Annotated in this window: 21 protein-coding genes; 9 read left to right on the top strand and 12 right to left on the bottom strand. The window is 68.8% G+C overall.

The features are described from left to right. Nucleotides 1–339: 339 nt before the first annotated feature. From SAVERM_RS22330 to dnaA, 5 genes are all read right to left on the bottom strand, one after another. Nucleotides 340–885 (bottom strand): DciA family protein, encoded by a 546-nt coding sequence (locus tag SAVERM_RS22330; protein ID WP_010985745.1) that lies wholly within the window; start codon nt 883–885, stop codon nt 340–342. Then, on the bottom strand, nt 882–2,003 hold the full coding sequence (gene recF, locus SAVERM_RS22325; protein WP_010985744.1) for a DNA replication/repair protein RecF: 1,122 nt from the start codon (nt 2,001–2,003) through the stop codon (nt 882–884). Before recF ends, SAVERM_RS22330 begins: the two co-directional genes overlap by 4 nt. A 62-nt stretch (nt 2,004–2,065) precedes the next feature. Continuing rightward, nucleotides 2,066–2,941 carry a phosphogluconate dehydrogenase (NAD(+)-dependent, decarboxylating) gene (gnd, locus tag SAVERM_RS22320; RefSeq protein ID WP_010985743.1) on the bottom strand — a complete coding sequence of 292 codons (876 nt, stop codon included), beginning with the start codon at nt 2,939–2,941 and terminating at the stop codon, nt 2,066–2,068. Nucleotides 2,942–3,160: 219 nt separating this feature from the next. Continuing rightward, a complete protein-coding gene (gene dnaN, locus SAVERM_RS22315; protein ID WP_010985742.1) occupies nt 3,161–4,291 on the bottom strand; it encodes a DNA polymerase III subunit beta in 1,131 nt (376 codons plus the stop codon). Between the two features lie 1,090 nt (nt 4,292–5,381). Next, the gene (gene dnaA, locus SAVERM_RS22310; protein ID WP_010985741.1) at nt 5,382–7,343 is read right to left on the bottom strand and encodes a chromosomal replication initiator protein DnaA; all 1,962 of its coding nucleotides are present in this window, start codon (nt 7,341–7,343) and stop codon (nt 5,382–5,384) included. Between the two features lie 422 nt (nt 7,344–7,765). Between dnaA and rpmH the strand changes: the two genes are divergently transcribed. From rpmH to SAVERM_RS22265, 9 genes are all read left to right on the top strand, one after another. Next, on the top strand, nt 7,766–7,903 hold the full coding sequence (rpmH, locus tag SAVERM_RS22305) for a 50S ribosomal protein L34 (protein ID WP_010985740.1): 138 nt from the start codon (nt 7,766–7,768) through the stop codon (nt 7,901–7,903). A gap of 18 nt (nt 7,904–7,921) precedes the next feature. Continuing rightward, entirely contained in the window at nt 7,922–8,293 is a 372-nt protein-coding gene (gene rnpA / locus SAVERM_RS40310) for a ribonuclease P protein component (protein ID WP_010985739.1), read from the top strand. Further along, the gene (gene yidD / locus SAVERM_RS22295) at nt 8,290–8,643 is read left to right on the top strand and encodes a membrane protein insertion efficiency factor YidD (RefSeq protein WP_010985738.1); all 354 of its coding nucleotides are present in this window, start codon (nt 8,290–8,292) and stop codon (nt 8,641–8,643) included. The genes rnpA and yidD overlap by 4 nt, the downstream gene beginning before the upstream one ends. A 3-nt stretch (nt 8,644–8,646) precedes the next feature. Beyond that, nucleotides 8,647–9,933, top strand: coding sequence for a membrane protein insertase YidC (gene yidC, locus SAVERM_RS22290; RefSeq protein ID WP_010985737.1), 1,287 nt, complete (start codon nt 8,647–8,649; stop codon nt 9,931–9,933). 15 nt (nt 9,934–9,948) lie between these two features. After that, nucleotides 9,949–10,461, top strand: a complete 513-nt coding sequence (locus SAVERM_RS22285) for a Jag family protein (protein ID WP_010985736.1) — start codon at nt 9,949–9,951, stop codon at nt 10,459–10,461. Nucleotides 10,462–10,622: 161 nt separating this feature from the next. Beyond that, nucleotides 10,623–11,339: a 16S rRNA (guanine(527)-N(7))-methyltransferase RsmG gene (rsmG, locus tag SAVERM_RS22280; RefSeq protein ID WP_037647725.1), complete on the top strand. Its 717-nt coding sequence runs from the start codon at nt 10,623–10,625 to the stop codon at nt 11,337–11,339. 301 nt (nt 11,340–11,640) lie between these two features. Continuing rightward, nucleotides 11,641–12,714, top strand: a complete 1,074-nt coding sequence (locus SAVERM_RS22275) for a ParA family protein (RefSeq protein ID WP_010985734.1) — start codon at nt 11,641–11,643, stop codon at nt 12,712–12,714. Next, nucleotides 12,711–13,814 (top strand): ParB/RepB/Spo0J family partition protein, encoded by a 1,104-nt coding sequence (locus SAVERM_RS22270; RefSeq protein ID WP_010985733.1) that lies wholly within the window; start codon nt 12,711–12,713, stop codon nt 13,812–13,814. The genes SAVERM_RS22275 and SAVERM_RS22270 overlap by 4 nt, the downstream gene beginning before the upstream one ends. Nucleotides 13,815–14,143: 329 nt before the next feature. Further along, the gene (locus SAVERM_RS22265) at nt 14,144–14,761 is read left to right on the top strand and encodes a GNAT family N-acetyltransferase (RefSeq protein ID WP_010985732.1); all 618 of its coding nucleotides are present in this window, start codon (nt 14,144–14,146) and stop codon (nt 14,759–14,761) included. A 139-nt stretch (nt 14,762–14,900) separates the two neighbouring features. Here SAVERM_RS22265 and trxA read toward each other — a convergent pair whose 3' ends face one another. From trxA to SAVERM_RS22230, 7 genes are all read right to left on the bottom strand, one after another. Next, nucleotides 14,901–15,233, bottom strand: a complete 333-nt coding sequence (gene trxA / locus SAVERM_RS22260) for a thioredoxin (protein WP_010985731.1) — start codon at nt 15,231–15,233, stop codon at nt 14,901–14,903. 43 nt (nt 15,234–15,276) lie between these two features. Next, a complete protein-coding gene (gene trxB / locus SAVERM_RS22255) occupies nt 15,277–16,248 on the bottom strand; it encodes a thioredoxin-disulfide reductase (protein WP_010985730.1) in 972 nt (323 codons plus the stop codon). A 184-nt stretch (nt 16,249–16,432) separates the two neighbouring features. After that, nucleotides 16,433–17,356: an anti-sigma factor family protein gene (locus SAVERM_RS22250; protein ID WP_010985729.1), complete on the bottom strand. Its 924-nt coding sequence runs from the start codon at nt 17,354–17,356 to the stop codon at nt 16,433–16,435. Then, a complete protein-coding gene (gene sigM / locus SAVERM_RS22245) occupies nt 17,353–18,066 on the bottom strand; it encodes an RNA polymerase sigma factor SigM (RefSeq protein ID WP_010985728.1) in 714 nt (237 codons plus the stop codon). Before sigM ends, SAVERM_RS22250 begins: the two co-directional genes overlap by 4 nt. Before the next feature lie 29 nt (nt 18,067–18,095). Then, nucleotides 18,096–19,817, bottom strand: a complete 1,722-nt coding sequence (locus SAVERM_RS22240; protein WP_010985727.1) for a protein kinase family protein — start codon at nt 19,815–19,817, stop codon at nt 18,096–18,098. 118 nt (nt 19,818–19,935) lie between these two features. Beyond that, complete coding sequence (gene murJ, locus SAVERM_RS22235) at nt 19,936–22,203, bottom strand: murein biosynthesis integral membrane protein MurJ (RefSeq protein ID WP_010985726.1); 2,268 nt, start codon at nt 22,201–22,203, stop codon at nt 19,936–19,938. Between the two features lie 46 nt (nt 22,204–22,249). Then, complete coding sequence (locus tag SAVERM_RS22230; RefSeq protein ID WP_010985725.1) at nt 22,250–24,667, bottom strand: DUF6049 family protein; 2,418 nt, start codon at nt 24,665–24,667, stop codon at nt 22,250–22,252. Nucleotides 24,668–24,860: the final 193 nt, after the last annotated feature.

Genomic DNA, 24,860 nt, shown 5'->3' with positions numbered 1-24,860 from the left:
GGCGGCTCCGAGCGAGGGCTCCGCGGTCCTGATTCAGCCGGAGCCGAGGGCTCCGCCGTCGTCCTGGTTCGGCCGGGGGCCGACAGCTCGCCGTACCGGTCGGCGGGGGGCCAATGGCCAGGACCCGTTCCGTGTCCGCCGGCCGCGGACCACTGTTCGAGCCGGTCCCAGGCGGCTCCGAAGGTCGGTCAGGGCCCGGTGCCGGGCAGGCCCGGACAGCGGCCAGGGCCTGCCCCAGGTCCGCCGCGAACGGCGGCTCAGGCCGGTCCTGATCAGCTCTGGAGGGACGGCGGGACCCGGCCCGATCACCCGTTGCCGACGGGCTCGAGCCGCTGCCGGTCACCCGTAGGTGTCGCCGGGGCCCGTGCTCCCAGGGGCGCGCAGGGGGCCGTAACGGCGGGCGGGGCCGCCGGGCCCCTGCACCTTGAGCAGCCGCACGGTGCCGTGCCCGAGGTCCTCGTTGAGGCGGGCGACCAGCTGCGGGGCCAGCAGCCGAAGCTGCGTCGCCCAGGCCGTGGAGTCGCACTGCACGGTCAGAACACGCTCGTCCTCGTCGTACCGCTGCGGCACACAGTGCTTGGCGAGGTCCTCCCCGACGATCTGCGGCCAGCGCCCCATCACCCCGCCCACCGCGGCCGGGGTCTCCCAGCCACGCTCCGTGAGCAGCCGGTTGATCGCCGCGCCGAGCGCCATGGGGTCGCGGCCGTCGGCGCGCGCGCCGGAGCGCAGGCCGCCGCGCCGCGCCTGCCTCTTCTGCTGTGCGGCGTCCCCACGCGCGCGTGCCTGCTCCTTGGCCGCTCTGAGCGCCACGCGCGCGAGGTCCACTCCGGAGGGTTCGGGCGTCTTCTTCGAAGGCTCGGGAGTCTGTGCGGGGGTGTCGCTCATACGCGCTCCACGGTCCCCTCGGACACGGTGTACCGCGTTCCCGCCAGGACCCCCGGCACGTCGTCGTCGACCGCGGCGGTCACCAGCACCTGCTCTCCCGGGGCGACGAGTTCCGCGAGGCGCTCTCTTCTGCGGGTGTCCAGCTCGGCGAAGACGTCGTCGAGGACGAGCACCGGCTCGTTCCCCTCGGCGCGCAGGAGGTCGTACGACGCCAGGCGCAGCGCCAGCGCGTACGACCAGGACTCGCCGTGTGACGCGTATCCCTTTGCCGGAAGCTGGCCGAGCTTGAGGAGAAGTTCGTCACGTTGGGGACCCACCAGGGTGACGCCCCTCTCGATCTCCTGCTTGCGGGCCTCGGCGAGCGCGGCCATCAACTGCTCGTAGAGGGCGTCCCGCGTGTGGGCCTCACCCGGGGCGGACGGCTTGTACTCCAGGGCGATCGGGCCGCCGCCGGGTGCCAGCTGTTCGTACGCCTTGTCGGCGAGCGGCTGGAGCGCGGCGATCAGGTCCAGGCGCTGGGCGAGCAGTTCGGCGCCGGCGCGGGCGAGGTGCTGGTCCCACACGTCGAGGGTGGACAGATCCATGGAACGGCCGCCGTGCCGGCGGGCCAGCGCGGCCGTCTTGAGGAGGGTGTTGCGCTGCTTGAGGACCCGCTCGTAGTCGGAACGGACGCCGGCCATGCGCGGGGAGCGGGCGGTGATCAGCTCGTCGAGGAAACGGCGCCGCTCCCCGGGGTCGCCCTTGATCAGCGCGAGGTCCTCCGGGGCGAACAGGACAGTACGTACGATGCCCAGCACGTCACGGGGTCTGACCTGCGAGGACCTGTTGATGCGAGCGCGATTGGCCTTGCCCGGGTTCAGCTCCAGCTCGACGAGCTGCCGGCGCTCGTCCTGCCGGACCTGGGCCCGGATGATCGCGCGTTCGGCGCCCATGCGGACCAGGGGCGCGTCGGACGAGACCCGGTGGCTGCCGAGGGTGGCGAGATAGCCGACCGCCTCGACGAGGTTCGTCTTGCCCTGCCCGTTGGGTCCCACGAAGGCGGTGACGCCCGGGTCGAGCGGGACCTCGACCCGGGCGTACGAGCGGAAGTCGGCCAGCGACAGATGCGTGACGTGCATGGTCGTTCGCCGACCTCCCCCAGGGTGTGGATCCACGGCCCGTCGGCCCGTGGATCTGTGGATTACTTCTTCTCGACCGCGTGGCCGCCGAACTGGTTCCGCAGCGCGGCGATCATCTTCATCTGCGGCGAATCGTCCTGCCGCGAGGCGAACCGCGCGAACAGCGACGCCGTGATCGCCGGCAGCGGGACCGCGTTGTCGATGGCGGCCTCCACCGTCCAGCGGCCCTCGCCGGAGTCCTCGGCGTAGCCGCGCAGCTTCTCCAGGTGCTCGTCCCCGTCGAGGGCGTTGACCGCCAGGTCGAGCAGCCAGGAACGGATGACCGTGCCCTCCTGCCAGGACCTGAAGACCTCGCGGACGTCCGTGACCGAGTCGACCTTCTCGAGCAGCTCCCAGCCTTCGGCGTAGGCCTGCATCATGGCGTACTCGATGCCGTTGTGGACCATCTTCGAGAAGTGGCCCGCGCCGACCTTGCCCGCGTGTACGGCGCCGAAGTCGCCCTCGGGCTTGAGCGCGTCGAAGATCGGCTGCACCTTGGCGATGTTCTCGGCGTCGCCGCCGTACATCAGCGCATAGCCGTTCTGCAGGCCCCAGACGCCGCCGGAGACGCCGCAGTCGACGAACCCGATGCCCTTGGCGGCCAGCTCCTCCGCGTGCTTCTCATCGTCCGTCCAGCGCGAGTTCCCGCCGTCCACGACGATGTCGCCGGGCTCCAGGAGCTCGCCCAGCTCGTCGACGGTGGACTGCGTCGCGGCACCGGCGGGGACCATCACCCACACCACGCGCGGGCCCTTGAGCTTGCCCACAAGCTCTTCGAGGCTGTGGACATCGGCGACGTCCGGGTTGCGGTCGTATCCGATGACGGTGTGACCTGCGCGGCGGATCCGCTCGCGCATGTTGCCGCCCATCTTGCCGAGGCCGACGAGACCGAGCTCCATCAGTTGTTCCTTAGGTTGCGACGTGGCATGAGGGCACTGCGTACCCGCGAAAGGCACTTTCGTACCCGCGTCCGAGCCTAAACCCGGACGCTCATGCACACCTGTGGGCATACGCGCTCATACGTACGCCCTCACCTGCGGCGTCATCCGAGGGGGCGCGGCGCGCCGCCGGGCGCGACGGGGTCCGGCCGGGCGTCTGCCCGGCCAGGCCGCCGGGCATCAGCCGCTGAGGCGCACCGGCATGATCAGGTACTTGTAGGCCTCGTCCGCCTCGGCGTCCACGGCCGGCTTGCCGGACAGCAGAGCGGGCTTCGTGGACGTCGTGAAGGAGAGCTGTGCCACCGGGGAGTCGATGGCGCTCAGGCCGTCCAGCAGGAAGGTCGGGTTGAAGGCGATGGAGATGTCGTCGCCGTCCAGCTGCGCGTCGACCCTTTCCACAGCCTGTGCGTCGTCGCTGGAGCCCGCCTCCAGGATGAGCACGCCCTGCTCGAAGCTGAGCCGCACCGGGGTGTTGCGCTCGGCGACGAGGGCCACGCGCTTGACGGCCTCCACGAAGGGGGCGGTCTCGATGACGGCGATGGAGTTGAACTCCGTCGGGAACAGCGTGCGGTACTTCGGGAGGTCACCCTCCAGCAGACGCGTGGTCGTACGCCGCCCCGCGCCCTCGAAGCCGATCAGGCCCTCGCCCGACCCCGAGCCGGACAGCGCCAGGGTGACGCTGTCGCCGCTGGTGAGCGCCTTGGCGGTGTCCAGGAGGGTCTTGGCGGGCACCAGGGCGACCGCGGACGCATCCGGGTTCTCCGGCTTCCACAGGAACTCGCGGACCGCGAAGCGGTAGCGGTCGGTGGACGCCAGGGTGACCGTGTCGCCCTCGATCTCGATGCGCACACCGGTGAGGACGGGCAGCGTGTCGTCGCGCCCGGCGGCGATGGCCACCTGGGCGGCGGCGGACGCGAAGACCTCACCGGGGACGGTGCCCGTGGCGTTCGGCATCTGCGGGAGCGCCGGGTACTCCTCCACCGGCAGGGTGTGGAGGGTGAAGCGGGAGGAGCCGCAGACCACCGTCGCCCGTACACCGTCTGTGGAAATCTCCACCGGCCGGTTGGGGAGGGCGCGACAGATGTCGGCGAGCAGACGGCCCGACACGAGGACCGTGCCGTCCTCCTCGACCTCCGCCTCCACCGACACGCGTGCGGAGACCTCGTAGTCGAAGCTGGAGAGGCTGAGAGCCCCGTCCTCGGCCCTCAGCAGGAGGCCGGCGAGGACAGGCGCCGGCGGTCGTGCCGGGAGGCTGCGAGCCGCCCAGGCCACTGCCTCCGCGAGTACGTCGCGTTCCACCCGGATCTTCACCGTAAGCCGCCTCCTGCTATTGCCGGCGCTCTCGCCCTGCCTGGCCTTCGTCGTCTGACTCGGTGTCGTCGATCCCTGTGAGGGGCAGGACACCGGTGACCAGTCTGACGCACCGCACTGACAGTCGTTGCCGCCCTGGGTCAAGTCGCGTCGAGCGGCAGCCGGGGCCGAGACAGCGAGTTGTGCACAGGGCCCCCTTCGAAGCGGATTCCCAGCTCTCTCTAGTTGGGAGTAGTAGTAGGGCCTGTGGAAACCGTGGATAACCTCGTTTTCGCAGGTCAGGCCCCAAATTTTGTCCACTGACCCTGTGGGTGGAGGCGGTGGACAACCGGGGTCATCTGTGGACAGCGAAAAGTTCTGCACACTCGATGCACAGGCTTGGGGCACTTCTCCCCAACGCCGTCCCCAGCTTTACCCACGTTCCCCACAGGCCAACCCGGCACCTTGGTGTGACGCCTTTCACTCGACACGGTGAGCAGGCGCGTCGCGTTGCCGAACAGTGGACAGCCGTGTGGAGAAGCTGGGTTTTGCTGGGGACAACGGGGCTCAGCCTGTGGGCCGCCGGTGGACAACTTGGTGCACAGGCTGTGGATCATCACTCTGTCCACAGTCTGTGGAGATCTTCTGTCCACCAATCCACAAGCTGTTGAGCTGGGACGATGGTCTTTTAACAGCACACCCTGTGGACACGATCTGGACAACTTCCCAGTCCCCAGGGTGTGGACGCGAGAAAGTCCGCATATCTGTGGAGGGCGGCCGTAACTCGGCTCGTATTCGAACAGCGGGTGGACGGTGCACGGCCCGTCGGCGCCCCGCACGCGGCCTCGGAAGCGGCGAAGAACGTCCTTGAGAGCGGCGAAAGACGCCTCAGGACCGGCGAAAGACGTCCTGGGGAACGGCGCTGAACGCTCTCGGAAGCAGTGAGCGGGCCTTTGGGAGTAGCGAGCGGGCCTTCGAAGCGGGCCTTCGGCAGCAGCAGGCGGAGGACGCCTTGCCGCCCTCGGAGAGGCCGAAGGGGCCCTTGGGAAGACGAAGAGGGCGCCCTCGGGAATCGTCCCGGGGCGCCCTCAGCGACGTGCTGCGGTGGCTGTCAGCCGTTCTTGATGCGGTTGGTCAGCTCGGTGACCTGGTTGTAGATGGAGCGCCGCTCGGCCATCAGCGCGCGGATCTTGCGGTCGGCGTGCATGACGGTCGTGTGGTCGCGGCCGCCGAACTGGGCGCCGATCTTCGGCAGGGAGAGGTCCGTCAGCTCGCGGCACAGGTACATGGCGATCTGGCGGGCGGTCACCAGGGCGCGCCCGCGCGAGGTGCCGCACAGGTCCTCCACCGTCAGCCCGAAGTAGTCGGCCGTGGCCGCCATGATCGCGGGCGCGGTGATCTCCGGTGCCGAGTCCTCGCCGCCCGGGATCAGGTCCTTGAGGACGATCTCCGTCAACCCAAGGTCCACCGGCTGCCGGTTGAGCGACGCGAACGCCGTCACCCGGATCAGCGCGCCCTCCAGCTCACGGATGTTGCGGGAGATCCGCGAGGCGATGAACTCCAGCACCTCCGGCGGGGCGTTGAGCTGCTCCTGCACCGCCTTCTTACGAAGGATCGCGATACGGGTCTCCAGCTCGGGCGGCTGGACGTCGGTGATCAGACCCCACTCGAAACGGTTCCGCAGCCGGTCCTCCAGGGTCACCAGCTGCTTCGGCGGCCGGTCGCTGGAGAGCACGATCTGCTTGTTCGCGTTGTGGAGCGTGTTGAAGGTGTGGAAGAACTCCTCCTGCGTCGACTCCTTGTCCGCCAGGAACTGGATGTCGTCGACCAGAAGGATGTCCATCTCCCGGTACCGCTTGCGGAAGCTGTCGCCCTTGCCGTCGCGGATGGAGTTGATGAACTCGTTGGTGAACTCCTCGGAGCTCACGTACCGCACACGCGTGCCCGGGTAGAGGCTGCGCGCGTAGTGCCCGATCGCGTGCAGCAGGTGCGTCTTGCCGAGCCCCGACTCCCCGTAGATGAAGAGGGGGTTGTACGCCTTCGCCGGCGCCTCGGCGACGGCGACCGCGGCGGCGTGCGCGAAGCGGTTCGAGGCACCGATGACGAAGGTGTCGAAGAGGTATTTGGGGTTCAGGCGCGCGGTGGGCTCGCCGGGTCCGGTGGCCGGCGCGGGCTGCGCGGCCAGCGGACCGGGGGCGCCGCTGGAGGCGGGCAGCGCGGAACCGACCGGGCCGCCGCGGTGCACATGACCACTGCCGGGGGACGAGTCCGGGATGTTGCGGCGATCGGGACGCTTGTCGTAGTCGGACCGCTGCTGGTCGTAGTCCGCTCGCTGCTGCTCGTACGAGGGCCGGTCATGGTCGTATGACGGCCGGTCATGGTCGTACGAGGGCCGGTCCTGGTCGTACGACGGACGGTCCATCGACTGCGGGCGGTAGTCCTGCGACGGCGACGCGTACGGGTCGCGCTCGGGGAAGCCGAGGCGCTGCTGCTGCCAGCCGTAGTCGTCCTGCGACGGCCGCGGCCAGGCGCCCGGCTCGGGGCGCTGGTAGTCCGGGTACGCGGGCCGCGCGGTCGGGAGCTGGTCCCCGCGGGACGGAGGCAGCTGGTCGCCGGGGCCGCCCTGGTGGCGGTCGTTGTGGCCCTGCCGGTGGTCGTCGGCGCGGTGACGACCGTACCCCTCGTATCCCTCGCGCCCCCGGCTCTCGTACGGGTCACGGCCCTGGCCGGGGCCGGAGGGGAGCTCGGGCTCCTCGTAGCGCGGCGGGGCGGGGGACGCCGACGCCGGCGGCTCGCCCGCGGAGTCGTCGACAGTGATTGCGATGCGGATCGGGCGACCGCACTCGCGGCTCAGTGTCTCGCTGACGATCGGCGCGAGGCGGCCTTCGAGAACGCCCTTCGCAAACTCGTTCGGTACGGCGAGCAGAGCGGTGTCGGCGACCAGGGCCAGCGGCTGGCAGCGCTTGATCCAGTGCTCGTCCTTGACCTCGACACCCTGGCCGCGGCCCTCGCCGAGGAGTTGCTCGAGTACGCGTGGCCACACTGCGGCAAGATCGGCAGGTACGTCAGCCACAGGGCACGCTCTCTCACGGGGTCCCACGAACGTGTGGTTCTGGGACTAGTCGGGATGTAACTCGGGTGGGGCGGTCTGGAACGAAACAGCTGGGTCGGGGGGAAGGGAACGAATCGGAGTTCAGCCACGGTAGTCAGGGCGACCGGTAGGGTTCAAGTTGTTGTCCCCAGCCTGTGGATAGTGTCCCCCAGTGACCACTGGTTTGACCGGATGGCGTAGCCCCGCGTACCGTGACCAGGTCGAGTTGTCGATGGCTGCTGCCGCCTGCCTCCGATGGGCATAGATCACTTGCTAGTGCTCCTACCAGGGCACTTACCGGTGATCGGGAAGCGGTGCACTCGGGCGTAAGCGAGCTACTCGTGGGCGCACGGTGACAGCCAAGACGGCACCCCGCAACTACCAATTTTCTCTGGAGCCCCCGAGTGAGCAAGCGCACCTTCCAGCCGAACAACCGTCGTCGCGCGAAGACCCACGGCTTCCGGCTGCGTATGCGCACCCGTGCCGGCCGCGCGATTCTCGCGTCCCGCCGTGGCAAGGGTCGCGCCAGCCTGTCCGCCTGATCCCGATCAGGTCATGACGTGCTGCCTACCGAGAATCGGCTGAGGCGGCGCGAGGACTTCGCGACCGCGGTACGCCGAGGACGCCGGGCCGGACGCCCGCTTCTCGTCGTCCATCTACGTAGCGGTGCAACGGACCCGCACGCGCCTGGGGAGAGCGCTCCCCCGACGCGTGCGGGTTTCGTCGTCAGCAAAGCAGTGGGTGGCGCGGTCGTACGCAACAAGGTGAAGCGCCGGCTTCGCCACCTGATGCGTGACCGAGTGGCCCTGTTGCCCCCCGGTAGCCTGGTAGTCGTACGAGCGCTGCCCGGTGCGGGTGACGCCGACCATGCACAGCTGGCCCAAGACCTGGATGCCGCCCTTCAGCGGCTGCTGGGAGGGGGCGCGCGATGAAGTACCCGCTGCTGGCGCTGATCAAGCTGTACCAGTGGACCATCAGCCCGTTGCTCGGGCCGGTGTGCAAGTACTACCCGTCGTGCTCCCACTACGGGTACCAGGCCATCGACCGGCACGGTGCGATCAAGGGAACGGCACTCACCGCCTGGCGCATCCTGCGGTGCAATCCGTGGTCGCTGGGCGGTGTGGACCATGTTCCGCCGCGCAAGCGTCCGCGGTGGCACGAAATGCTGCGTAACGCCTGGCGCGCACGCAAGGGCGGGCCCTCCGCCGCCGAACCGGCCATCGAGGGGCACATTCCCTCGAGCCCGGCCGCAGAGACCCCGTCCCATGTCCAAGGAGCATGATTAGTGGACACGATTGCCAGCCTCTTCAGCTTCATCACGATTCCCGTTTCCTGGGTCATCGTCCAGTTCCACTCGGTGTACGGGAAGGTCTTCGGTGCCGACACGGGCTGGGCCTGGGGCCTGTCCATCGTGTCCCTGGTGATCCTGATCCGCATCTGCCTGATCCCGCTCTTCGTGAAGCAGATCAAGGCGACCCGGGCCATGCAGACCCTGCAGCCCGAGATGAAGAAGATCCAGGAGCGCTACAAGAACGACAAGCAGCGCCAGTCCGAAGAGATGATGAAGCTGTACAAGGAGTCGGGTACCAACCCGCTCTCCTCGTGCCTTCCCATCCTGGCGCAGTCCCCGTTCTTCTTCGCCCTCTACCACGTGCTCAACGGCATCGCGACCGGCAAGACGATCGGCGTCATCGACGATCAGCTGCTGGCGAGCGCCCGTAAGGCGCACATCTTCGGCGCCCCGCTCGCGGCGAAGTTCACCGACAGCGCGGACAAGGTCACTCAGCTCGGCGCCACCCTGATGGACGTCCGGGTCGTCACCGCGATCATGATCGTCCTGATGTCGGCGTCGCAGTTCTACACGCAGCGCCAGCTGATGACGAAGAACGTCGACACCACGGTGAAGACGCCGTTCATGCAGCAGCAGAAGATGCTGATGTACGTCTTCCCGGTCATGTTCGCCATCTTCGGCATCAACTTCCCGGTCGGTGTCCTCGTCTACTGGCTGACCACCAACGTGTGGACCATGGGCCAGCAGATGTACGTCATCCGCAACAACCCGACTCCGGGCTCCAAGGCCCAGGCCGCGTTCCTGGAGCGTCTGCAGAAGCACGTCCTGCACCACGGCAAGACCCGCAGCCGCGGCCAGAGGGCCGTCGTCAAGGCGATCGTCGCCAAGGGGCGCGACCGCAACGAGTTCGAGCGCAAGTTCATCAACGCTCTGACCAAGGCGGGCCTGGCGGCCCAGTCCGACGGCACCATCGGGAAGGGCGAGGCTACCGCCGTCGCCGAGACCGAGGACGGTACGCAGACGACCGGTGGCGCTCCCCGGCGGCAGCAGCCCAAGCGGCAGAGCAAGTCCCAGCGCCAGTCGGGCAGCGCGAAGGCCGCCGGCGAGTCCGAGCCGAAGAGCACCCCTTTGTCGCTGAGCAAGTCCGATGAACCGGACGACGCCAAGCCCGCCGCCAAGCCGGCCGGCGGCGCAAACAAGCCCAGCACCGGTACCCGCAGCAAGGCCCAGTCCGGACAGCGCAAGGGTCCGCAGCGGCCCAAGTCCCCGTCCAAGAAGTAAGAAGGAGTCCATCCCGTGACGGAAGGCACCACCTCCGCCGCCACCGAGGGTGGCGACACCCTGACCCGCCTGGAGCAGGAAGGCGAGATCGCGGCGGACTACCTCGAGGGTCTGCTGGACATCGCCGACCTCGACGGCGACATCGACATGGACGTCGAGGCCGACCGTGCCGCTGTCTCGATCATCAGTGACACCGGCGGCCGTGACCTGCAGAAGCTGGTCGGCCGGGACGGTGAGGTGCTGGAGGCGCTCCAGGAGCTCACGCGCCTTGCCGTGAACCGGGAGACCGGCGACCGCAGCCGTCTGATGCTGGACATCGCGGGCTACCGCGCCAAGAAGCGCGAGGAGCTCTCGGAGCTCGGCGCCAAGGCCGCGGCCGAGGTCAAGAGCTCTGGCGAGCCCGTGAAGCTGAAGCCGATGACGCCCTTCGAGCGCAAGGTGGTCCACGACGCGGTCAAGGCCGCGGGGCTGCGGAGCGAGTCCGAGGGCGAGGAGCCGCAGCGCTTCGTCGTCGTGCTTCCCGCCTGATTCGGTACGTACGTTCCTCCGGCCCCGTCTGTTGCGCAGGCGGGGCCGAAGTTTGTCAGCCTGGTAGTCCCCGAAGCCGTGGAACCCGGGCAGCTGATGGTTCCTGATAGTCCTGGTGGTCAGCGCTCAGTGCGCTTATGCGGTACGGAAGGACGGTCCCCGTGACGGAGGCAGCGGAGCTTCCCCCTGCGCCCGAGCAGGCACGCGAGGTATTCGGTGATCGGTTCGCGGACGCGGTCCGGTACGCGGAGCTGCTGGCCGAGGCGGGAGTGCAGCGCGGCCTGATCGGCCCTCGCGAGGTGCCCCGGCTGTGGGAGAGGCACCTGCTGAACTGCGCGGTGCTCTCCGAGGTCGTGCCCGAAGGCGTGACGGTGTGCGACGTGGGCTCCGGCGCCGGGCTGCCCGGCATTCCACTGGCGCTCGTCCGGGAGGACCTCAAGATCACGCTGCTCGAACCCCTGCTGCGTCGTACGAACTTCCTCACCGAGGTCGTGGAGCTCCTGGGCCTCGACCACGTGACGGTCATCCGTGGCCGCGCCGAGGAGGTCATGGGCAAGATTCCCCCCGTCCATGTCGTGACCGCGCGTGCCGTGGCTCCGCTGGATCGCCTGGCCACCTGGGGCATCCCGCTGCTGCGTCCGTACGGAGAGATGCTTGCCCTCAAGGGCGACACGGCGGAGGAGGAGCTGAAGAGCGCCGCCACGGCTCTGAGCAAGCTCGGCGCCGTGGAGACGTCCGTACTGCATGTGGGTGAGGGTGTCGTGGATCCGCTGTCAACCGTGGTGCGTGTCGAGGTCGGGGAGAGCCCCGGTGGTGTGCGCTTCGCAGCGAAGCGAGCCAAGGCGGCACGGACAGGACGGACGCGTCGACGGCGCTGATCCGTCCTGACGACGAGACGTACTCCACACAAGCTGCCAAACCTACGCATGCCGGAGTGTCGCCAGGGTTCGGCCGTGAGCGCTGTGCATCGTGTTTCACGTGAAACGTCGCTCATTGCTGCACGGCATCATCAGTCGAGGTCGGGCCGCGGCCGAACCCCGCGACCGCAAGCCCCTCGGATCTCTCGGAGAAGACTCCGCTTCCGGCGGGACTTTGTCACCCGTGGAGGGCACGGAGTTGTCCACAGAGGTGGATTTCTCCACAGAACAACGGGCCTCGCTGGTTCACGACCCCGAAGGCATGGGAGGCTCTGTTCATTGCGAGCCTGAAGTCGAGGAGAGTGAATCGTTGCGGTCCGACGCCAACATCGCGGGACCGATGACCGATCCGGTCCCCGGTCCCCGTACCGAGTCGATGGGGGAGGATGTTTCACGTGAAACACCGCCCCCGATGGACGACACTCCCATCGGTCGTGCTGCCCAACTTGCGGTGGAAGCACTGGGCCGGGCCGGCGAGGGCCTGCCACGGCCCGAGCAGACCCGAGTCATGGTGGTCGCCAACCAGAAGGGCGGCGTGGGCAAGACCACGACCACGGTCAACCTTGCCGCTTCGCTTGCCCTGCATGGCGGACGCGTCCTGGTGATCGACCTCGACCCTCAGGGCAATGCCTCCACCGCGCTGGGAATCGACCACCACGCCGAGGTTCCTTCCATCTACGACGTGTTGATCGACAGCAAGCCACTCTCGGAAGTCGTCCAGCCGGTCCCCGATGTCGAAGGCCTCTTCTGTGCCCCCGCCACGATCGATCTCGCCGGTGCGGAGATCGAGCTGGTGTCCCTGGTGGCCCGAGAGAGTCGGCTGGAGCGGGCGATCCAGGCGTACGAGCAGCCGCTGGACTACATCCTCATCGACTGCCCGCCGTCGCTCGGACTGCTGACCGTCAACGCGCTGGTCGCCGGCGCGGAGGTCCTTATCCCGATCCAGTGCGAGTACTACGCATTGGAGGGCCTGGGCCAGCTGCTGCGCAACGTCGACCTGGTACGGGGGCACCTCAATCCCGACCTGCACGTGTCGACCATCCTGCTCACCATGTACGACGGCCGGACGCGTCTCGCGTCCCAGGTCGCGGACGAGGTACGCAGCCACTTCGGCGAAGAGGTGCTGCGGACGAGCATTCCGCGCTCGGTCCGCATCTCGGAGGCGCCGAGTTACGGGCAGACGGTGCTGACCTACGATCCGGGATCGAGCGGTGCCCTCTCGTATCTTGAGGCGGCACGAGAGATCGCACTGCGCGGCGTCGGTGTGGCCTACGACGCGCAGCATGCCCACCTGGGCGCAGAGAACGAACAGAGCATGGTGGAGGGGATCCAGTGAGCGAGCGACGGAGGGGGTTGGGCCGTGGTCTCGGCGCACTGATCCCGGCAGCCCCGACAGGGGAGAAGGCGGCAGTTCCTGCTGCGGCAAGCGGTGGTGGGTCCACGTCGCCGGCAGCGGTGCCGGTACTGACCGCGGAGCGAGGGGTGGCGGCCGCGAAGGTGGCTACGCTCCCGCCTGTTTCACATGAAACAGACGAGCTGTCATCGAACGGATTCGGGGAGGCGCCCGCGGCGCCGGTCGGCGCCCACTTCGCCGAGCTGCCCCTCGACGCCATCACTCCGAACTCACGGCAGCCCCGTGAGGTCTTCGACGAGGATGCGCTCGCGGAGCTTGTCACCTCCATCAAGGAGGTCGGCCTGCTGCAGCCCGTCGTCGTACGGCAGGTGGGTCCGGCGCGCTACGAGCTCATCATGGGCGAGCGGCGCTGGCGGGCCTGCCGTGAGGCGGGGCTGGATGCCATCCCGGCGATCGTGCGGGCCACCGATGACGAGAAGCTCCTCCTGGACGCGCTGCTGGAGAACCTGCACCGTGCCCAGCTGAACCCGCTGGAAGAGGCTGCCGCCTACGACCAGCTCCTCAAGGACTTCAACTGCACGCACGACCAGCTGGCGGACCGCATCGGCCGGTCCCGTCCGCAGGTCTCCAACACCCTGCGTCTGTTGAAGCTCTCTCCCGCAGTCCAGCGCCGGGTCGCCGCCGGGGTGCTGTCGGCGGGGCATGCACGGGCTCTTCTGTCCGTCGAGGACTCCGAGGAGCAGGACCGCCTGGCTCACCGGATCGTGGCCGAGGGACTTTCGGTACGGGCCGTCGAGGAGATCGTGACCCTCATGGGATCGCGTCCGCAGACGGCTCCGCGCTCCAAGGGACCGCGCGCCGGTACCCGGCTCTCCCCGGCGCTGAGTGAACTCGCGACTCGGCTCTCGGACCGCTTCGAAACCCGGGTGAAGGTCGACCTCGGCCAGAAGAAGGGGAAGATCGTCGTCGAGTTCGCCTCGATGGACGACCTGCAGCGCATCCTCAGCTCCCTCGCCCCCGGTGAGGGGCCGGTTCTTCAGCAGGTTCTCTCGGAGGACGACTCCGAGGAGACGGAGAGCTGAGTCGCCGGGTGGCAGGACGGTTTTCCCTATCGGCCGACCACCAGAGCGGATCGTGTCCGGTGTGTACCGGAACACGGTCCGCTCTTTGCTTTGAGACGGTATCGATGGAATCGCATCGTGGATACGATGCTTTCGGGTATGGCGCATCCACCTGACGGCACCGTGATTGGGGAGGCGGGGGCCATGCGAACCGTGAGCCGTACCGGACTGGTGACCGCTGGCCTGGGCCTCGGGGCGGTCGGCGGCTTCGTCGGCAGCCTCCTCAGGGAGCGGAGCGCTCTGACGGCCGCCCGCGACGCTGCGGGCGAAGGAAGCGAGGAACTGCCTTCATGGGGCGCCGGCTCGTACCGCTCACGCTGGACAACCTTCCGGACCTTCCCAAGCGCTGTCGCGCGTGTGTCTTCTGGGAATTGGACCCCGTCAGCGGCGAGGCCGCGGTAAAGGCGGGTACGTCCGCACTGGAGAAGGAGGCGTGGATCTCTGCAGTCCTTCTGGACTGGGGATCCTGCGGCCGTGTGGTCTACGTGGACGACGTCCCGGTGGGCTTTGTGCTGTACGCGCCCCCGGCCTATGTCCCCCGCTCCACGGCGTTCCCCACAAGCCCGGTGTCGCCCGACGCGGTTCAGCTCATGACCGCCTTCATCATGCCGGGATACCAAGGGCAGGGGCTGGGCCGTGTGATGGTCCAGACGGTCGCCAAGGATTTGCTGCGTCGGGGCTTCAAGGCGATCGAGGCCTTCGGTGATGCCCACTGGAAAGAGACGGCGTGTGTTCTGCCCGCGGACCATCTGCTGGCGGTGGGCTTCAAGACGGTACGACCGCACCCGACTTACCCGCGGCTGAGGCTGGAACTGCGGACGACGCTCTCCTGGAAGGAAGACGTGGAGTTGGCGCTCGACCGTCTCCTGGGAGCCGTACAGAAGGAACCCGCCCTGCGCCCGCTGTGACCGATGGCCCCTGTCGCTCCTCGGTGGTCGAGGACGCGTGCTTTCTCTGCCGACGGCCCTCATGCGAATGGGCCAACCCGGAAGGGTTGGCCCATTCGTGTTTCACGTGAAACATCCGCCGCCTGTGTGCGGCGGCGCACTACTCGGCGATGAAGTCCTCGAGGTCACGCACGATCGCGGCCTTCGGCTTCGCACCGACGATGGTCTTGGCGACCTCGCCACCCTGGTAGACGTTCAGGGTGGGGATGGACATGACGCCGTACTTGGCGGCCGTGCCCGGGTTCTCGTCGATGTTGAGCTTGACGATCTCGATCTTGTCGCCGTACTCGGAGGCGATTGCCTCGAGCGACGGCGCGATCTGGCGGCACGGACCGCACCAGGCGGCCCAGAAGTCCACCAGGACGGGCTTGTCGCTCTTGAGGACGTCCTGCTCAAAGGAGTCGTCGGTCACATTCTTCAGGGTGCCGGCCACGGCGGGCTCCTTAACTTGGTGATGCGGTGGGGCGGGAAGGGGGTCAGACAGTGGTCTTCTCGGGCTCCGCGGCGTCCTCGGCGGCCGCGAGCGCGGACAGGAAGCGCTCGGCGTCCAGGGCGGCGGAGCAGCCGGTGCCGGCCGCGGTGATCGCCTGGCGGTAGGTGTGGTCGACGACATCGCCGGCGCCGAAGACACCGCTCAGGTTCGTCCGGGTCGAGGGCGCGTCGACCTTGAGGTAGCCCTCCTCGTCCAGGTCGAGCTGACCCTTGAAGAGCTCGGTGCGCGGGTCGTGGCCGATCGCGATGAACAGCCCCGTCACCGGCAGCTCGGAGATCTCACCGGTCTTGAGGTTCCGCAGCGACAGGCCGGCCAGCTTCGGGTCGCCCTTGATCTCCGCGACCTCGCTGTCCCAGACAAACTTGATCTTGGGGTCGGCGAAGGCACGCTCCTGCATCGCCTTGGAGGCGCGCAGCGTGTCCCGGCGGTGGACGATCGTCACGGACTTGGCGAAGCGCGAGAGGAAGGTGGCCTCCTCCATCGCGGTGTCGCCGCCGCCGATCACGGCGATGTCCTGGCCCTTGAAGAAGAAGCCGTCACAGGTGGCGCACCAGGAGACGCCGCGTCCGGAGAGAGCGTCCTCGTTGGGCAGGGCCAGCTTGCGGTGCTGCGAGCCGGTGGTGACGATGACTGCCTTGGCCTGGTGCACGGTGCCCGCGGTGTCCGTGACGGTCTTGATCTCGCCCGTCAGGTCGACGGCGACGACGTCGTCCGGAACCAGCTCGGCACCGAAGCGCTCGGCCTGCGCGCGCATGTTGTCCATGAGCTCGGGGCCCATGATGCCGTCCTGGAAGCCGGGGAAGTTCTCCACCTCGGTGGTGTTCATCAGCGCGCCGCCCGCGGTGACGGCGCCCTCGAACACCAGCGGCTTCAGCGACGCGCGTGCGGTGTACAGCGCCGCCGTGTAGCCGGCGGGCCCTGAACCGATGATGATCACGTTACGGACGTCGCTCACGGCTTGATTCCTCGTCTCTGGAGACTGCTTCGTACTACCGGTGGGAGCCTCTCTCAGAACTCTCACCCCACCCAACGGATCCTAAGGGGCCAGCATTCCCGGTGTGTCCGGGCACACGGAGATGGGGCGCCGCACACAGATGCCATGGGGCGCCTGGGAAGAGAGCGATTCGACGCGGCTGGGCTCAGGACCGCGCGTACGAGCGCTTCAGCAGAACCTTGCCGGGGGCTGGCGAGGCCTGCTTCGTGCAGGCGGCATCGACGACGTAGGCCGCGACGCGCGTGCTGTCGGAGGAGTCCGGGGTCACCAGGAGATAGACGCCGACTCCCTCGTAGACACCCTTGTCTGCGGCGAGCAGCACGTGGTCATCGGGGATGGCCCGCTCGATGCAGGTGGGCACCTTCACCGTGGCGGTCCCGAAGGTGTTGTTCGGCTTCATGCCCGTAGCCCCTGTGGAGTCGGACTCGATACCCATCGACGGCTTGCCGCTCCCGGTGCGGCCACCGGCCTTCTTTGTGGAGAGCAGGTCCGCGACCTGACTCCCCAGTTTGCCGTCGGAGTAGGTGTGCGCCGCATCGGTGTGAAGTGCCGAGGGACCGGAGGTCTTCCCGGTGTCGTCATTCAGCGTCTGTACCCACAGTGTCCCCAGCCCCAGAGCGGCGGCGGTGAAGACCGCGCCGAGGGCGATCCGGCGGCGACCACGGCGCCTGACGTTCGTACGGCCGGGGCCGGTCGCCGCTCGAGGACGACCAGTGGGGCGGTCGGCCGGAGTGGCGGCCGATGTTTCACGTGAAACATGAGCGGTCGCGGACTCCGCAGGAGCAGCGACCCCGGAGTCGAGGGCGGGTGCGGAGGAGTCCAACAGGGCCTCTGCGGCGAGCGCCGCGTCGATGCGCCCCGCTACGTCGTCGGGCATACGAGCCGGGGTCGGCAGCGTACCCAGCAGCCCGCGGATCTCCTCCAGAGAGTCGTAGACGTCGGCACAGAGGACGCAGTCGTCCAGATGCCGACGCACATCCGCGGTACGGGAAGGCGGAAGAAGGCCTTCGGTGAGGTCCGAGATCTCCTCGACTTCTGGGTGTCCGGCCGTGTCGGTCGTGGATGTCACGCTCGCCCACCTCCGCCCTTCACAGCAGCTGAATCGCTTGGCCCTGCATCATGTGGTCCCGCTGCCGGTGGGACGGATGCACCCTGCGTCCGGTTCCTTCCGCCGGCCGACTTCTTACCGGCCTCGCCGCCGCTCTCCGCGCGGAGATGGGTGAGCAGCGGCAGAAGTCTGGCTCTGCCGCGCGCACAGCGGCTCTTCACCGTCCCTGTCGGTACGTCGAGGATGCGGGCCGCCTCAGCCACCGGGTAGCCCTGCATGTCCACGAGGACGAGGGCGGCTCGCTGGTCGGCCGGCAGAGTACCCAGTGCCTCCATCAGCTCGCGATGCAGATCGTTGCGCTCGGCGGGGGCGGATGCGGACTCGTGCGGCTCCAGGAGTTGTTCCAGGCGTTCGGTGTCGTCGACGGGGGACGTCTTCCTGGAGGCGGCCTTGCGGGCGCGGTCCAGGCAGGCATTCACCGTGATGCGGTGCAGCCACGTTGTGACGGCCGACTGGCCGCGGAAGGTGTGGGCGGCCCGGTAGGCGGAGACCAGCGCGTCCTGGACGGCGTCAGCGGCCTCCTCGCGGTCCCCCAGCGTCCGCAGCGCCACCGCCCACAGCCGGTCGCGGTGGCGGCGCACGAGTTCCCCGAAGGCCTCGGGGTCGCCCGCCACATGGCGGGAGAGGAGGTCCTGATCGCTTGCGGTGCCGTACGCGGCCTCATCGGCCATCGGACCCCCTCCCCGTCATCGACGAGCTGTCAGCCAGTGAACTTCACATCGGTGATCGCTTGCTTGTAGCCGGCGCCGCTGTACTCGTCCTTGCCCGAGTAGGGGGCTGCGGTGATCCACACAAGCACATACCGCGTCTTCACCGCCTTGGCAGCGGAGATCTTCAGTTGCCGACCGGAGGTCGTGGCATCGGCGCCGTCGATCTTCTTCATGGAGCTGAGTGGGGCCGACGACGAGAGTGAGTCGGCCGCGTACAGCGACACCGTGGTGTGATTGCCGCCGTAGTTCAGCCCTATTGAGGCCGCCGACAGGCTCCGCGCGGATCCCAGGTCGTAGACGATGCCCACACCCTGCTTGAACGGCGCCAGCACCGGCCCGCCGTTGTACGAGTAGGTGCGCCAGTAGGTGGAGCTGTCACCGTCGTAGGTGAGCCCCACGTCCTTGGCGTGCTGCGGCTTCCCGTCCGGGTAGTACTCCTGCGCATCCTGGATGGTGATCGGCTTCAGAGGTGTGGTCTTGCTGCCGCCCTTGTCGTTGCCGTCCGTCGTGTGCGTCGGTCCGGTGTCGTCGGACTTGCGGTGGTCCATCAAGACTTCCGCGAGCTGCCAGCTGCCCAGGCCCAGCGCGGCGATGAGCAGCCCGGAGACAGCCCACTTGAGAGCCTTTCCGGTACGGCTCTGCAGCGGGGGCGGCGGGGCCGGAATGGCCTGTGTGACACCCGGACGCGGCATCTGGCGGCCGTACGTGCCCTGCTGGTACGTCGTGCGCTGGTACTCCGGCGGGGCGGTGAACGCGGGCTCCGGCGGGCGGATGCGCGGCATCTCGCTGATCGCCTTCACCAGTTCCTCCGGCGTGGTGCACGGCGGCTCCTGACGTGAGGCGGTCGCACCGTCGTTGACGAGCGCGCGCATGGCGAGCTCCGACAGACCCCGGTGGACGCCGGCCCGCACCTGGTCGGGAGCGATGAGCCCCACGCCCTTGGGCAGCCCGGAGAGACCGTATGCGTCGCTCTCGTACGGCCAGCGCTGGGTGAGCGCGGCGTACAGGAGCGCGCCGATCGCTTCCGTGTCAGTGCGCTGCGGGGTGTCGGAACTGATGCCGCGCAGCGCGGCGTTCACGGCGAGCCCGCGGATACGCCACTGCCCGGACGAGGTGCGCAGCACGGCACCCGGGTTCAGCCGCAGATGCGAAAGGCCCTCGCGGTGTGCGGCGGCCATGGCCTGGGAAACCTGGGTGACCATCTGGTAGGCCTCGTGCACCTCCAGCGGGCCCGAGGCCAGCAGCGTGGTCAGCTCCGTGGCGTCGGGCAGCCACTCGTGCACCACATAGACGAGATCGTTCTCGTCGACGGCGTCCAGGACCTGCACGAAGCGCGGGTCGCCGAGCAGCGCCGACGAGCGGGCCGCGGCCAGCACGGAGCGGGCGCGCGTGTGATCGGCGGGCAGCAGATGCACGCCGACGGCGCGACGCAGCTTCTCGTCCACGGCACGCCAACTGCTGAAACCGTCCAGACGGGTGACGCACTCTTCGAGACGGTAGCGTCTGGCGAGTTTGTGCCCGCTGTGCAGTTCGGGCGGTGAGGCCTTTCCGGGACTCTCGGTCCCGCCGCTCCCCTGTGCCTCTTTGCTGTCCGTGTCCCGCTCCCGGTTCTGGGCCACCCCGTCGGACGTGGACTGGTCCGCCTTGGCGGTCAGCGGCTCATCGCCGCTGTTGTCTGCCACGTCGACGGCAGCCGTGCTCCGTTCCGCCACCGTCGTCCCTGCCTCCCCATCCGTTGCGCGCTGTCCGACGCAGAAACCAATTGTGCCCACAGTCCGCCGCTATGCACGACACACGGTGGCGGACGATGGTTGTGCGCGTACCCCCGCCTCAGCGCCCCAGGCGCCCGCGAACCATACCGACCATTGAGTTGAGCTCCTCGATGCGCATCTTCCGCGCAGCTACGTAGAAGACGCCGAGCAGTACGGCTCCGCCGCCGAGAAGGGCGACGAACGACCCACCGACACCCTGGCCCAGCGTCTGACCGACGCCGTAGCAGGCCGCACCGCTGAGCAGTGCCGCCGGCAACGAGGCGATGCCGAGACGCGCGTACGTCCGCAGGACGCGGGCGCCGTCCAGGTCGCCGCCGAGCCGCTTGCCCAGCCGGTTCCAGGCGACGCCGACACCGATCGCGTACGCGAGACCGTACGAGGCCGCCATGCCGACCACGGCCCACCGGCCCGGGAGCAGGAAGAAGCACAGGGCCGAGGCGCCGGCGTTCACGGCGGCCACGATGACCGTGTTGTAGAAGGGCGTGCGGGTGTCCTCGTAGGCGTAGAAGGCGCGGAGCACGACGTACTGCACGGAGTACGGGATCAGGCCGAGGCCGAAGGCCATCAGCATGTAGCCCATGTTCGTGGCTTCGCTGGTGCCCGAGGAACCGAAGATCAGGGTGCACATCGGAATGCCGAGTGCGACGAAGCCGAAGGAGACGGGCACGATCGCGACGGCCGTGGTGCGCAGCCCCTGGGAGATGTCGTCGCGGACAGCGCCGGCGTCGCCCTCGTGGGCCGAGCGCGAGAGTCTCGGCAGCAGGGCGGCCATCAGGGACACGGTGATGATGGCCTGCGGCAGGCCCCAGATGAGCTGGGCGTTGGCGTAGGCCGCGAAGCCGGTGCCGTCGACGGGAGAGTCCTTGCCCGCCGCGGTGGACAGCTGGGTGACGACGAGGGCGCCCGCCTGGTTGGCGAGGACGAAGAGCACGGTCCACTTGGCGAGCATCGCTGCCTTGCCGAGGCCGTGGCCCTTCCAGTCGAAGCGCAGCCGCAGCCGGAATCCGGTCTCGCGCAGATACGGGATCATCGCGAGGGCCTGCACGACGAGGCCGAGGAGGACACCGACGCCGAGGAGCCGCTCTCCCTCCGGCGGGATGGTCGTGACCTTCATCCCGGAGCTCGCCGCGGAGCCGTACACCCCGATGAACATGCCGAGCGTGATGATGATGACGATGTTGTTGAGGACCGGGGTCCACATCATCGCGCCGAACTTGCCTCGCGCGTTCAGAACCTGGCCCATCACCACGTGGATGCCCATGAAGAAGATCGAGGGCAGGAAGTAGCGGACGAAGGTGATGCCGACCTGGTTGGCCGCCGGATCGCTGGCGACCGAGTCGGACAGCAGGCGGATCAGGAGCGGCGCGGCGAAGACCGCGAGCGCGGTGAGTGCGCCGAGGGCCACCATCACGAGGGTCAGCAGGCGGTTGGCGAATGCCTCGCCGCCATCGTCGTCCTCCTTCATGGCGCGCACGAGCTGCGGCACGAAGACGGAGTTGAGGCCGCCACCCACGGTCAGGATGTAGATCATGGTCGGCAGCTGGTACGCGACCTGGAAGGTGTCTCCGAGCAGGCCGACGCCCAGCGCGGAGACGATGAGTGCGGACCGGACGAAGCCGGTGAGCCGGGACACCAGCGTGCCCGCCGCCATGACCGCGCTCGACTTCAGCAGACCTGAGGCACGCCCGCCCTTCTTCGGGGCGGCGGCCGGAGCGGCTGTGGGAGCGGCTGTGGGGGTGAGCTGCATCGTCTGCTCGGACGCCGGCGCCTGGGCCTGTGCCACCGGTCCCTGACCCGCGGCGGACGGCTCCGGAGACGGACCGGGGACCGCCGGGGACTCGGTGCGCGGGTGTCCGCCGCCCTGCTGCTGGTCGCGGAAGAGATGGGCGAAGGCGTCCGGCTCGTGGCGCTCCTCACCGGCCTGTGTGACCAGGTCGTCGACACCCACGAACTGGGTCGTACGAGGGTCGTCGCCGTACGGCAGGTACTGCGTCGGCCCTTCGGGTTCGGGCGCCGGCGTCTGGGCCCACACCCGCGGATCGGGGGCGTACTGCGACGTGGGCGGCTGCGTGTAGAGCGGCTGCTGCGGCTGGTACGCGCCCGGAGGCGGCGGGGGGTGCGCGGCACGGTCGTAGAGCGCCTCGGCGACCGGGTCCTGGGCGGAGAGGTCCTGCGCCCGGTAGGGGTCCTGGTCGTAGGCGTCCTGGAGGTACATGTCCGCGGGGGGCTGCGGCGACACCTGGCCGGGCTCGGGCGTCGGGCCCTCGGGGTGCCCCGAGCTGCCCGCGGCGCCCTGGCCGCGGTCACCGTCGTACGGCGCGTTCATGGTTACCCCACCTCATCGTCCCCGGGCCCACCGGCCACGACATCGCTCAACGGTCCACTCTCTCACCCGTGCCGGACGGGTCGGCGCTTTCCGGTGCGGTGTCCGGTGTCGGGTCACTCGGGTGCTCCGGGTCGTCTGCCTCGGGCTCCGTGCCGGACTCGTCCCGGGGACCGTCCGTGGAGCCTTCGGTGTCCTCAGTGTCTACGGTGCCTTCGGGTTCCTCGTTCAGCCCCTCGTCCCCCGGACCGGCCTCCTGTTCCTCCGCCGTCCGTCGGGCGGCGGCGCGCTTGCGCTGGGTGTACATGCGGAACCCGGCGAGCACGAGGAGCAGGACGCCACCAGCGATGACCAGCATCACCGTGGGCGTGACCTCGGTGACCTTCACATCGAAGGCGACCTCGGGGCCGTAGGGCTGGCCGTCCTCCGTGAAGAGCTGGGCGACGACCGTCACGGGGCCGTTGGCGTTGGCGGAGGTGGTGAATTTCACCGACTGGCTGTGTCCGCCCGCGACCGCGATGGGCTTCTCGTCGTAGGGTCCGTCGCCGATCTTGAGGCGAGTCGGATTCGATGACTTGAGACGCAGCACGAGGTGTTCGACACCTTGCAGCAGATTGTTCTGCACGGTGACGGGGATGGTGGCACTGCGGCCCGACAGGTTGGCGTCGGACTTCTCGATCAGCTTCACCTGCTCGGTGAGCACGTCGAGGTACGACTCCACCTCCTCGCGGAAGGTCTCCGCCTCGCTGGCGCGGCCGCGCCAGGAGGCGGAGATGCCGCGGTCTATGGCCCGCCCGAAGGGGGTCACGACCCGGGGCGGGGCGGTGAGGATCACCTTGAAGTTGTCGAGCTTGCTCTGGATGGCCTCGATCTTTTCGAACGCAGACTGCGGCAGCTCCTGCTTGCGCAGCGAGGAGGGGTACGCGGACGCGGACGGGATCCGCGTGGTGGCGCCGGGGTCCGGCTTGGCCTTCGCGGCCGCGGACAGATCCTGTGGCTGGGCCCAGTTGCCTTCCTGGAGGGCCGTCAGCGCCTGCGCCATCGTCTGGGCCTGACTCGCGGACGGCATGCGCTGCGGGGCGACGACGATGCTGCGCTGCTTGTCCGGATCCTGAAGGCTGATCATCAGGCTCTGGGCCAGGAATCGCTGCACGGCGAGCGTGGAGGTGTCGGCCTTGGTCATGTCGCCCTGGAACGCCGTGGACAGGGGGGCGTCCGCGACGACCGCCGTGGTGCCGCCGCCGACGGGGCGGGCGGCGGAGGGCGTGTAGGACAGTCCGCCGGTCTCCTTGAGGCTGTCGCTGCGGGCGATCACCTTGTCGGCGCCCGCGGAGGTGGCGACCTTGACGATCGACGGGTCGACGGCACCGTCCGCGGGCCAGGCGAAGTCCGTGCTGGGCTTCACATGGAGGACGGTCTCCACGGTGCTCGCCGCCACGTCCGTGGCGTCCTTCAGGTGGCTCAGGGAGCCGGTGACGTTCTTGCCGTTGTGCGCGAGCGAGGCGAGATCGGGGTCGGCGAAGGGAAGGGCGACGATCTCCTTGTCCTCGACCGTCTTCTCCAGTTCGGCGAGCCACTGCTTGGCGACCGCCTGGTTCTTGCCCGCCGTCTTGCTGCCGTTCCCGTTCTGGATGCTGTAGCTGCCCGCCATCGCGTCCACTGAGGCGAGCAGGTCGGGGTCGATCACCCAGGTGACGTCGAGTTCCTTGCCGAGTGACAGGAGCTGGTCCAGGCGGCCGCCCGGGGAGATCTCCTTGGCCAGGTCGTCGTTCCGGAAGACGGGCGTCTGCTGTTCGTTCGAGCCGGTCTCCGCGGTCTGGTGGACGGTGGAGATCAGCGGCCAGAGGTAGGTGGTCTTCGTCTTCGGGTCGGCGCCGTCCGGCTGCCAGGGCAGGAACGTCCGCTGGATGCCGAGCACCTGGTCCCACGGCTGAGCCGCGGTCTGGCCGGACAGCGAGACGCCCAGCTGGTAGACCCCGTCGGAACCGAGGTCCAGCTCCTTGACGGGCACGGAGATGTCGAAGTGCTGTGAGACGCCCGCGGCGAGCTGGGGGAACTTCTCGACGTACTTGCCGCCGATCTCGGCGCCGTCCACGCCCGGCTGGTATCCCCTGCGCTCGGCGGCGTCGGTGATCGCCGTGCGGTCGCTCAGGGGCGCGTTCACCCGCAGTCCCACATGGGCGCCCGTGATCGTCTGCTTGCCGTGGTTCGTGACCGTGCCCGAGACGGTGACGGTGTCGCCGTCGGTGGGGACGCTGGGGCTGAGCGAGTCGAGGGAGACGTCGACCGTGCGGGATCCGGAAGCGTCGGCCGGGGAGGCCTTCTCCGCGGCGTACGCGGACGGTGCCACGGGCAGCTGGAGGAGGCCGGCCAGCAGAGGCGCTCCGGCGAGCAGTGCGCCGGTGCGCTTCAGCCACCGGCGGGCAGGTGAGGGACTCATCCCTTGGAAGTCTGCCGCCTCGGCCACGCGCTCGCCCGTCCCTCGTCGTCGTCAGTGGTCGTCGGAATGTGCGTCCACGCATGGTAACGATGTGCGCGGAGGGGAAGTGCCGCGGTCTGCTCCGCAAGATCGGGCGCAAGGTCCGGCTGTCCCGCTATGTGCTCGGAATGTGCTCGTAGTCGATGCCCGTTCGGCGCTCGTACACGGGGACGGGGTCCGT

It is taken from the genome of Streptomyces avermitilis MA-4680 = NBRC 14893 (assembly GCF_000009765.2).
GTDB lineage: Bacteria > Actinomycetota > Actinomycetes > Streptomycetales > Streptomycetaceae > Streptomyces > Streptomyces avermitilis.
Note: the sequence above shows the minus strand (reverse complement) of the source record. Positions and strands in the feature narration are given on the sequence as shown.